The sequence below is a fragment of the Paenilisteria riparia FSL S10-1204 genome, assembly GCF_000525995.1.
Lineage (GTDB): Bacteria > Bacillota > Bacilli > Lactobacillales > Listeriaceae > Listeria_A > Listeria_A riparia.
Genome location: NZ_AODL01000029.1, coordinates 58,988 through 69,096 on the forward strand (window position 1 = coordinate 58,988; position 10,109 = coordinate 69,096).

At 42.6% G+C, this 10,109-nt stretch carries 8 protein-coding genes and 1 pseudogene; all 9 read left to right on the forward strand.

The genetic code is table 11. The features are described from left to right. Positions 1 to 61: 61 nt before the first annotated feature. A complete protein-coding gene (gene recO / locus PRIP_RS13655; protein ID WP_036101731.1) occupies positions 62 to 841 on the forward strand; it encodes a DNA repair protein RecO in 780 nt (259 codons plus the stop codon). 280 nt (positions 842 to 1,121) lie between these two features. Next, on the forward strand, positions 1,122 to 2,012 hold the full coding sequence (glyQ, locus tag PRIP_RS13660; RefSeq protein WP_036085667.1) for a glycine--tRNA ligase subunit alpha: 891 nt from the start codon (positions 1,122 to 1,124) through the stop codon (positions 2,010 to 2,012). Continuing rightward, a complete protein-coding gene (gene glyS, locus PRIP_RS13665; protein ID WP_036101733.1) occupies positions 2,005 to 4,071 on the forward strand; it encodes a glycine--tRNA ligase subunit beta in 2,067 nt (688 codons plus the stop codon). The genes glyQ and glyS overlap by 8 nt, the downstream gene beginning before the upstream one ends. A 70-nt stretch (positions 4,072 to 4,141) precedes the next feature. Next, on the forward strand, positions 4,142 to 4,966 hold the full coding sequence (locus PRIP_RS13670; RefSeq protein WP_036085275.1) for a pyruvate, water dikinase regulatory protein: 825 nt from the start codon (positions 4,142 to 4,144) through the stop codon (positions 4,964 to 4,966). A 174-nt stretch (positions 4,967 to 5,140) separates the two neighbouring features. Then, on the forward strand, positions 5,141 to 5,584 hold the full coding sequence (locus tag PRIP_RS13675; RefSeq protein WP_036101735.1) for a YaiI/YqxD family protein: 444 nt from the start codon (positions 5,141 to 5,143) through the stop codon (positions 5,582 to 5,584). A gap of 2 nt (positions 5,585 to 5,586) precedes the next feature. Next, positions 5,587 to 7,466: pseudogene (gene dnaG, locus PRIP_RS13680) on the forward strand (DNA primase). Positions 7,467 to 7,779: 313 nt separating this feature from the next. Then, positions 7,780 to 8,904 carry an RNA polymerase sigma factor RpoD gene (rpoD, locus tag PRIP_RS13685; protein ID WP_036101738.1) on the forward strand — a complete coding sequence of 375 codons (1,125 nt, stop codon included), beginning with the start codon at positions 7,780 to 7,782 and terminating at the stop codon, positions 8,902 to 8,904. Between the two features lie 59 nt (positions 8,905 to 8,963). Then, positions 8,964 to 9,659 (forward strand): tRNA (adenine(22)-N(1))-methyltransferase, encoded by a 696-nt coding sequence (locus PRIP_RS13690; RefSeq protein WP_036101741.1) that lies wholly within the window; start codon positions 8,964 to 8,966, stop codon positions 9,657 to 9,659. Further along, positions 9,656 to 10,109 (forward strand): Nif3-like dinuclear metal center hexameric protein (locus PRIP_RS13695; RefSeq protein ID WP_036101743.1); only part of this gene is annotated, 454 nt, incomplete at its 3' end. The genes PRIP_RS13690 and PRIP_RS13695, both read left to right, overlap by 4 nt.

Genomic DNA, 10,109 nt, shown 5'->3' on the forward strand with positions numbered 1-10,109 from the left:
ATGAAAAGTTACGTTTTTTTGCAAAAGCTGTTGTATAATGGGATAGGAAGAGGTGAAAAGCATGGAAAAATGTGAGGGAATTGTCATCCGAACGACTAGTTATCGCGAATCCGATAAAATCATCGTTATTTATACAAGAGAATACGGCAAAATAGGCTTAGTTGCTCGTGGCGCGAAAAAAACAAAAAGCCGATTAGCAGCAGTTACCCAGCTTTTCACAAATGGTGTTTTTACATTTTATCCGAATCGGGGGCTCGGGACGCTTCAGCAAGGGGAGGCGCTAACTTCTTTTTCTTCGATTCAGACAGATATTTTCTTAACGGCATATGCGACGTATGCGTGTGAGTTGTTGGACAAATCGACGGAGGAACAGCAAGCGAGTACGGGGCTCTATGATTTATTTTATCAAATTTTGCATCATATTGATGAAGGATATGAACCGCAGGTTTTGACTCAGATTTTTGAAATGAAGATGTTGTCGGTATTGGGGCTTTATCCAACGATGGATCGGTGCGCGATTTGTGGACATGTGGATGGACCGTTTGATTTTTCAGCATACGCGAATGGGCTTGTCTGTTACCGTTGCTTTGAGAAGGATAAATATCGAATGCATCTGCCGGAAAACGTGGTGAAGTTACTGCGTCTGTTTTACATTTTCCAGTTGGACCGATTGGGGAATATCGATGTGAAGCAGGAGACTAAAGAACAAGTGCAGCGCGCGATTGACACGTATTATGAGCAGTATTCTGGACTTTATTTGAAGAGCAAGAAGTTCCTTAATAATATGAAGAATTGGGATGCTTTGTTGACAAATAAGCCAGATGAGGAAGATAGTGATTGACTTTTTAGGCTAAATAGGGTAAATTTTAAGGTATATTGAATAGATGCGATGATGGGAAGTAGTACGAAGAAGCTCTTTTCTAAGCGAGTTCGGGATTGGTGTAAGCCGAGCGTTAATCTTCTTAAGAAGGTATCCCTGAGCATGAACGAAATCAAGGTGGGATTTGTGATTTATCTACAAATTCAAGTAGGGTGGAACCGCGAGAGTACCTCGTCCCTATGCTTTTTAGGAGGCATAGAGACGAGGTTTTTATATGCCTAATTTTATGGAGGTGGATGAAATGAATTTACAAGCAATGATTCGTACGTTACAAGATTATTGGTCAGAACAAGGTTGTATTATGTTGCAATCCTATGATGTCGAAAAAGGTGCGGGAACAATGAGCCCGTATACATTTTTAAAAGCGATTGGGCCTGAGCCGTGGAAAGCGGGTTACGTGGAGCCTTCCCGTCGTCCTGCAGATGGTCGTTATGGGGAAAATCCAAACCGTCTTTTCCAGCATCATCAGTTTCAAGTCGTGATGAAGCCTTCTCCTGACAATATTCAGGAATTGTATTTAGGTTCGCTTGAAAAGTTAGGAATTAATGCGCTAGAACATGACATTCGTTTTGTAGAAGATAACTGGGAGAATCCGTCGCTTGGTTGTGCTGGTCTTGGTTGGGAAGTGTGGCTTGATGGGATGGAAATCACGCAATTCACGTACTTTCAACAAGTCGGTGGGCTAGAATGTTCGCCGGTTACTTCTGAAATCACATACGGTTTGGAGCGTCTAGCTTCTTATATCCAAGAAAAAGAAAATGTATTTGATTTAGAATGGACAGAAGGTATTTCGTATCGCGATATTTTCTACCAATCCGAATATGAGAACTCGAAATACGCATTTGAAACATCGAACGGTGACATGTTATTGTCTCTTTTTGATACGTATGAGCGTGAAGCAGGGCGCCAAATGGAAGAAGGCCTTGTTTTCCCTGCTTACGACTGTGTGTTGAAATGTTCGCATACCTTTAACTTATTGGATGCAAAAGGCGTTGTTTCTGTAACCGAACGCGCGCAATATATCGCTAGAATTCGGAACTTAGCACGTCGCATTGCGAAAACTTTTTATACAGAACGTGAAAAACTTGGCTTCCCGTTGTTAAAAGAAAAGGAGGGCGCAGATCATGAGTAAAGATTTTCTATTAGAAATTGGCTTGGAAGAAATGCCAGCGAAATATATTACAGCTTCTGCAAAACAACTACAAGAACGTATCGAAAAATGGCTTGCGGAAAATGATTTAGCCTACGAAACAACAGAAGTATACGCAACGCCGCGCCGTCTTTCTGTCATCGTAAAAGCGCTCGCCGAAAAACAAGCAGATCGCGTGGAAGAATCCAAGGGTCCCGCGAAAAAAATCGCCAAGGATGAAAACGGCAACTGGTCAAAAGCTGCACAAGGTTTTGCAAGAGGGCAAGGCGTTGATCCAGATACGCTAGAATTCCGCGAAATAGGTGGCGTCGAATATATCTATTTAACAAAAGAAGTCACAGGTGCGAACACAGTAGACTTACTTTCTGAAATGCGCCAAATTATTTTGGCAATGACTTTTCCAGTTAGCATGCATTGGGCGAGTTATGATTTGCGTTACATCCGCCCGATTAAATGGTTGATTGCGATGTTCGGAGATCAAGTGATTCCGTTTGAAATCACGAATGTTACTACTGGAAACACCACACGCGGACATCGCTTCCTAGGTGAAGAAGTAGCAATCACAAGCCCTGCAGCGTATGAAGAAGCATTGCTTGGCCAATTCGTTGTTGCCGATGCTGAAAAAAGAAAAGCCGCGATTGTTAGCCAAATCGAAGAAATCGAAGCAGTAGAAAATTGGAAAATCCCGATGGATTCGGACCTTTTAGAAGAAGTAAACAATTTGGTCGAATATCCAACAGTACTTCACGGAACGTTTGACGAAGCCTATTTGGAGTTGCCAGAAGAAGTTTTGATTACGACAATGAAGGAGCATCAACGCTATTTTCCAGTCGTGGACGAAGCTGGCGAGTTGCGCCCATACTTCATCACCGTGCGTAATGGCAATCACGAACATTTAGAAACCGTGGCTAAAGGAAATGAAAAAGTATTGCGTGCGCGCCTGTCTGATGCCGATTTCTTTTATCAAGAAGATTTGAAAATCACAATTGACGAAGCCGTAGCAAAACTTAAAAACATTGTTTTCCATGAAAAACTAGGTACTTTAACAGAGAAAATGGTTCGTGTGAAAAAAGTAGCGTTAATCATTGCGGACCAATTAAATATGACAGATGCGCAAAAACAAAAAGTGTCGCGTGCCGCCGATATTTATAAATTTGACTTAGTAACCAATCTTGTTGGCGAATTTCCAGAACTACAAGGTATTATGGGTGAGAAATACGCATTACTTCAAAGCGAAGACAGTGAAGTGGCAACGGCGATTCGTGAACATTACATGCCAACATCAGCAGAAGGCAACTTACCACAAAGTGATATCGGTGCTTTACTTGCCGTTGCTGATAAATTAGAAACATTAACTGGTTTCTTCTGTGTTGGTATTGTACCAACAGGTTCTGCCGATCCATTTAGTTTACGCCGAAGTGCCTTAGGTATTATGCGTATTATCCAAGAGAAACAGTGGAACATTCGCGTTCTTGACATTTTGGAAGATGTCGTAGCAATCGAACGCGCTGATGGTCTGGATGATTTGCCAAGTAAAGAAGTTTTCCAAGAAGTGCAACAGTTCTTAAAGAACCGTTTACGCGCGATTTTGGCAGAAAACCAAGTGCGTCATGATATTATCGATGCTGTGATTGGTAGCGATTTAAGCGTTGTGCCAGCGCTTATCGAACGCGCAACATTGCTTAATAAACATCGTGATGCTGACTGGTTCCGCCTAACGATGGAAGCTTTAGCACGCGTTGTCAACATCTCGAAGAAATACCAAACCGAAACAAAAATCGATCCTGCTCTATTCGAAAATGATTCGGAAGCCCAGCTTTTTGAAGCAGTCGAAAAGTTGAAACAAGCATATCCAAGCTTGAATGTTGTCGAGCGTTTGCAAGCATTTGCAGGACTTCGTCTAGCTATCGATGCTTATTTTGAAAATACATTGGTAATGAGCGACGATGAAAATGTTCGGAATAACCGTCTAGCGCTTTTGTTCGATCTTGCTAGTTTTATTAAAGAATTTGCGCGAATTGAAGATATTAACGTCAAATAGATTATTAGATGCCGGTGTGTTGGTGCATCACTAGCCAGCACACTGAGCCTACTGGAGGAGCTATTTTACTATGACACAACCAGCTGTATATGTCGTTTCAGACTCTACTGGGGAGACCGCGGAACTTGTTACACGTGCCGCATTAATGCAATTTGGTAAGAGCCCACAATTCATTCATCGATTCCACCATGTAGACACATTAGATATGATTGAGGAAATTGTCGATTTAGTAGCTGTGAACAATGGCATTATTGTGCATACAATCGTCGTTGAGGAAGTGCGCAATGAATTAAACAAAACGGCTAAAAGCTTTGGCGTACCAATCATTGATATTTTTGGACCGCTTCTTGCTCAACTAGAAGAAACGTATCAAATCAAGCCGCTTTCAGAGCCAGGCATGGTGCGTTCACTAGATGAAGCTTACTTCCGCAAAGTCGCTGCGATAGAGTTCGCCGTGGAAAATGACGACGGCAGAAATCCACGCGGCCTCTTACAAGCTGACTATGTTCTAATCGGTATTTCAAGAACTTCCAAAACGCCATTATCCCAATATTTAGCGCTTAAAGGCTTGAAGGTAGCAAACGTTCCAATCGTACCAGAAGCGCACGTTCCTGAAGAACTATTCGAAATCGACCCAAGCAAAATTATCGGCCTAAAAATCAGTAAAGAAAAACTAAACCAAATCCGTGAAAAACGTTTGGCATCGATTGGACTCAGTGGTGTCGGTAATTATGCGAGTCATGAACGGATTGATAAGGAACTAGAAATCTTTACGGAGCTGACGAATAAACTCGGATGCTACGTATTAGATGTAACAAATAAAGCGATTGAAGAGACAGCAAACGATATTTTAATGCATATTGGTGAAATTGTTGATGAAAATTTAGAATTATAGAAGGAAAATTAGATTTTGTGGCGAATATATATATTATAGCGGTTAAAACAATGGTAATTTTGTTTTTAATCGCCTATAATATATTTTTGTGTGTAATAGGCTTTTGAATAACGCCTTTGTTTTTGGAAACCTCAAAGGATGCTGGTTTTACAACTGGAAGGAGGTTGCAAATAAATGGCTATTTTTGTTGATGCAGATGCTTGTCCAGTGAAAGAGGAGATTCGTATTTTAGCGGATCGCTATGGATTGCCGCTTACTTTTGTTGCGTCGTATAATCACTACTCTGTGAATTTGCCGGATGGTGAAACATGGATTTTTGTAGACACAGATAAGGAGTCTGCAGATATGCGCATTTTGAATTTGGCGAAGAGCGGTGACATTGTGATTACGCAGGATATTGGTCTTGCGAGCATGCTTTTAGCAAAAGGAGTGGCGACATTCTCCAACCGTGGTGAGGAATATCGGGAAAGCGAGATAGCGATGATGCTTGATATACGGTATCTTCACGCGAAAGAACGCAGACAAGGCAAGTACAGTAAAGGTCCAAAAGCAATGAACAATCAAGATAACGAGAACTTTTTACACAAGCTGGACACGTTTATTAAAGCGAGGTTATAAAGATGCAACGGATTCCAGAAGAAAAGATTGATGAGATACGCTCTCAAGTCGATATTGTCGATGTTGTCGGCAATTACGTACAATTAAAGAAGCAAGGGCGCAATTATACGGGGCTCTGTCCTTTTCATGGCGAGAAAACCCCGTCGTTCTCCGTGTCACCTGAGAAACAGATTTTCCATTGTTTTGGTTGCGGAAAAGGAGGCAATGTCTTTTCTTTCCTTATGCAGATTGATGGACTTTCTTTTGTGGAATCGGTGAAAAAAGTGGCAGATTTAGCCATATCCCGCTAGACGTGGCTATTTCGCAAGGGAATAGTACGCCTGGAAATAAATCTGACAGCCAAGAAAGTAAGATGATCGAAATTCATCAACTAGCTAGTAAGTTATACCACTACCTGTTGATGGAAACCGAAGAAGGGCAAGAGGCACTACAGTATTTGCTTGACCGGGGAATGAGCGAACAAGAACTAGATCATTTTGAAATTGGTTTCGCGCCAGCTCACGCATCTACCGTCACGACCTTTTTGCAGAAGCGAGAGGTTGATTTGGCTCTTGCCGTAGAAAGTGGTTTGCTAACGGAGCGCGATGATGGTGAGGTAGTGGATCGATTCCGAAATCGGATTATGTTCCCAATTAAGAGTGACCGAGGACAATTGGTCGGTTTTTCGGGTCGTCTTTTCAATCAAGAGGATGGACCAAAGTACTTGAACAGTCCGGAAACCCCGATTTTTAACAAGCGTAATATTTTATATCATTTTTCTGATGCACGGCAGGAGATTCGAAAGAAAGAAGAAATCCTGTTACTAGAAGGCTACATGGACGTTATTTCCAGTGTATCGGCTACTTTTAGCAATGGCGTGGCTTCGATGGGAACTTCACTCACAGAAGAACATGTTCAAATGATACGACGCGTAACGAACCGTGCTATTATTTGCTATGATGGTGACCGCGCTGGAATTGAAGCGAGTTTTAAAGCAGGAACTATGTTGGCAGAACAACACCGACTAGAAGTCTTTGTATTACAACTGCCAAACGGTAAAGATCCTGATGACTTCATTCGTTCAGAAGGTGCCGATAAATTCGCAGAAATCTATACACACAAACGCCTCACGTGGACAGCGTTTAAACTGCAATTTTTCAAACGAAACCGAAATTTGCAAAACGAAACCGATAAGATAGCTTACTTAGGCGAAGCGCTTGCTGAAATTGGCAAGTTGGATCAGGCCGTAGAACGTGAACTCTATTTAAAACAACTTAGTTCAGAGTTTGACCTATCGATGGAGGCGCTAAAACAACAATTACAACAAACCGTAATCGTGAAGCCTAAACTACACGATTACGGTGGCCCTCCACCAGAAAATTATGGCGAGTATTCAAGCTACGAAGGCGATGGCGGCCCCGTTTACGAGCAATTCAGTTTTGCCCAACCGAGTGGCGTCCCATCCGCAGGCCTAACATCGGAGAAACGCTTACTAAAATACATGTTAGAAGACCGCGATGCGTTCATCCAGATTCGCAACCTGCTAGAAGAACACCAAACTGATTTTTACCATGACGACTACAAAGCGCTGTACACCCATCTAATCGGCTTCTATGCTTCAGGAAACGACGCTAACCCACTTGCACTAATGGATCAGCTCAAAGACGATATGGCTCGCAACCTAGTCAGCGAACTAGAAATGATGACTGTAAACACGGACGTCTCCATCGAAGAATATCAAGACTACGTCCAAAGTCTAAAGAAATCCAGCATCGAACGCGACATCAAAGAAAAAGAACAAGCCCTACTAACAGCAACTCAACAAGGCGACATGCCCGCAGCCTTAGAACTAGCCAGAACCATCACCACCATGCGCGCCACAATGAAAAACATACCCAACTAGCACCACTCAAGAATCCCAGCAATTCACGAAAGCCCCACCAAACAGCAGGAGGCCGGAGCGCGTTTAGCTCCTAGGCAAATCTGAGTACCGGAGCGTATATTTATATGTGATGACTGAAAACAGGGAGGGAGTCGTATCCCCGACCATGTAAGAAGTTATGCGTAGCGACAGCGAAGAAGCATCGGAACGGAAGATTTAATGACGGAGATGAATGCGCTCCAGCCTCCTGCCCGGTGTTTTAAAATCGGGGAATGAGGTAAGGAATACCGTACCCTCATTTAACGATTATTTTGGAAGGAGGACATGGCAGACTATGGCTAAGAAAGTACAAGATACAAAACCAGAAGCAGACTTGAAATTAGATAAAGCAAAAGAGTTACTAATTGAAGACGGGAAGAAGAAGGGTTCCCTAACGTATGCCGAAATTGCTGCCAAGCTAGCTCCGTTTACATTAGATAGTGATCAAATGGATGACTTTTTAGAACTTTTAACCGAGTTATCGATAGAGGTAGCGGATGATGAAGAGGATGCTGACCCTAACGAAGCAGAGCTAATCAAAGAAGAAACAGAAGAAATCGATTTGAACGATTTAAGTGTTCCACCAGGCGTTAAAATAAATGATCCTGTGCGCATGTATTTGAAAGAAATCGGTCGTGTTAATTTGCTATCAGCTGACGAAGAAATTGCTTTAGCGAAACGTATCGAACAAGGCGATGAAGAAGCGAAAGGCCGCCTAGCCGAAGCCAATCTACGTCTCGTCGTAAGTATCGCGAAACGTTATGTTGGTCGTGGCATGCTTTTCCTTGATTTAATTCAAGAAGGTAATATGGGATTGATGAAAGCTGTTGAGAAATTTGACTTTAATAAAGGGTTCAAATTCAGTACCTACGCAACATGGTGGATTCGTCAAGCCATCACCCGAGCTATCGCTGACCAAGCACGTACCATTCGTATCCCAGTTCACATGGTCGAAACGATTAACAAACTGATCCGCGTACAACGTTCCTTGCTACAAGACCTTGGCCGTGATCCATCTCCAGAAGAAATCGGTGAAGAAATGGATTTACCGACAGAAAAAGTACGCGAAATCTTAAAAATTGCACAAGAACCTGTGTCGCTAGAAACACCAATTGGTGAAGAGGACGACTCACACTTGGGCGATTTCATTGAGGACCAGGAAGCTACATCTCCATCGGATCATGCAGCATATGAATTGCTGAAAGAGCAGTTGGAAGACGTACTCGATACACTAACAGACCGCGAAGAAAATGTACTTCGTCTCCGTTTTGGTTTAGACGATGGACGTACTCGCACGCTGGAAGAAGTTGGCCGTGTCTTTGGTGTTACACGTGAGCGGATTCGTCAAATCGAGGCGAAAGCATTGCGTAAATTAAGACACCCAAGCCGCAGTAAACAACTCAAGGATTTCTTAGAATAAAAATTTCAGAGGAGAGTGCGTAACAATCGCGCTCTCTTTTTTACAAAGGGTGTTTTTTATTGAATGAACAACAATTGTCGAAACGATTAGAAGAAGTAGTGTCCTATGTCTCGAATAGGGCACGAATTGCTGATATTGGAAGCGATCACGCGTATTTGCCCTGCTATGCGATTCAACAAGGACTCGCAGAATTTGCTATTGCCGGTGAAGTTGTGGAAGGCCCGTTCCAATCAGCAACAAAACAAGTACGGAGTCTAGCTTTGACCGAACAAATCGCCGTCCGAAAAGGAGATGGTTTGGCTGTTATCGAATCAGGAGATGCCATTGATACGATTGTAATTGCAGGAATGGGCGGTGCTTTGATTCGCTCGATTTTAGAAGCGGAACCAGCGAAACTAGACGGGGTGAAACGTTTAGTTTTACAGCCGAATATCGCGGCGCATCAATTGCGTGAGTGGGCGCAAACCAATCGATGGGAACTGGTCGCCGAGTCCATTTTACGTGAGGATAACAAGATTTATGAAATTTTAGTGTTAGAACCGAGCGAAGCGAAAGTGACGTACTCTGATGCGGAACTGCTATTAGGGCCGTTTTTGATGCGGGAGAAATCCGAGGTTTTTCATGCCAAATGGGAGCATGAATTGGCAAATTGGACAGAAATTCGTGGCAAAATTGACGCAAATAGCTCTAAAAACGAAGAGAAGCTAGCAGAATTGGACCTGAAAATAAAGCTGATAGAGGAAGTGTTACGATGAAAGTTGCAAATGGATACGAGTATATTGCGATTTTAGAAGGTATTGCTCCGCGAAAATATGCGATGGAAGGCGATCCGATTGGTTTACAAATTGGTGATTTAAGTCATAAAGTCCGTAAAATCATGTTCACATTGGATGTTTTAGAAAATGTAGTGGACGAGGCGATTGTAAAAGGCGTAGACTTGATTATCGCACATCATCCGTTGCTTTTTCGTCCGCTAAAAAAGATAGATATGGCAACACCAGAAGGTCGAATTGTGAAGAAGTTAATTAAACATGATATTACAGTATACGCGGCGCACACGAACTTGGATATTGCGAATGGAGGCGTAAACGATGCGCTTAGTGAGTTGCTGAGGCTGGAAGATATAGGTGTTATTGTGCCTACATATAAAGAAAGTTACAGCAAAATAGCCGTTTATACCCCTGATTTCGCGGAAGAATCGGTGC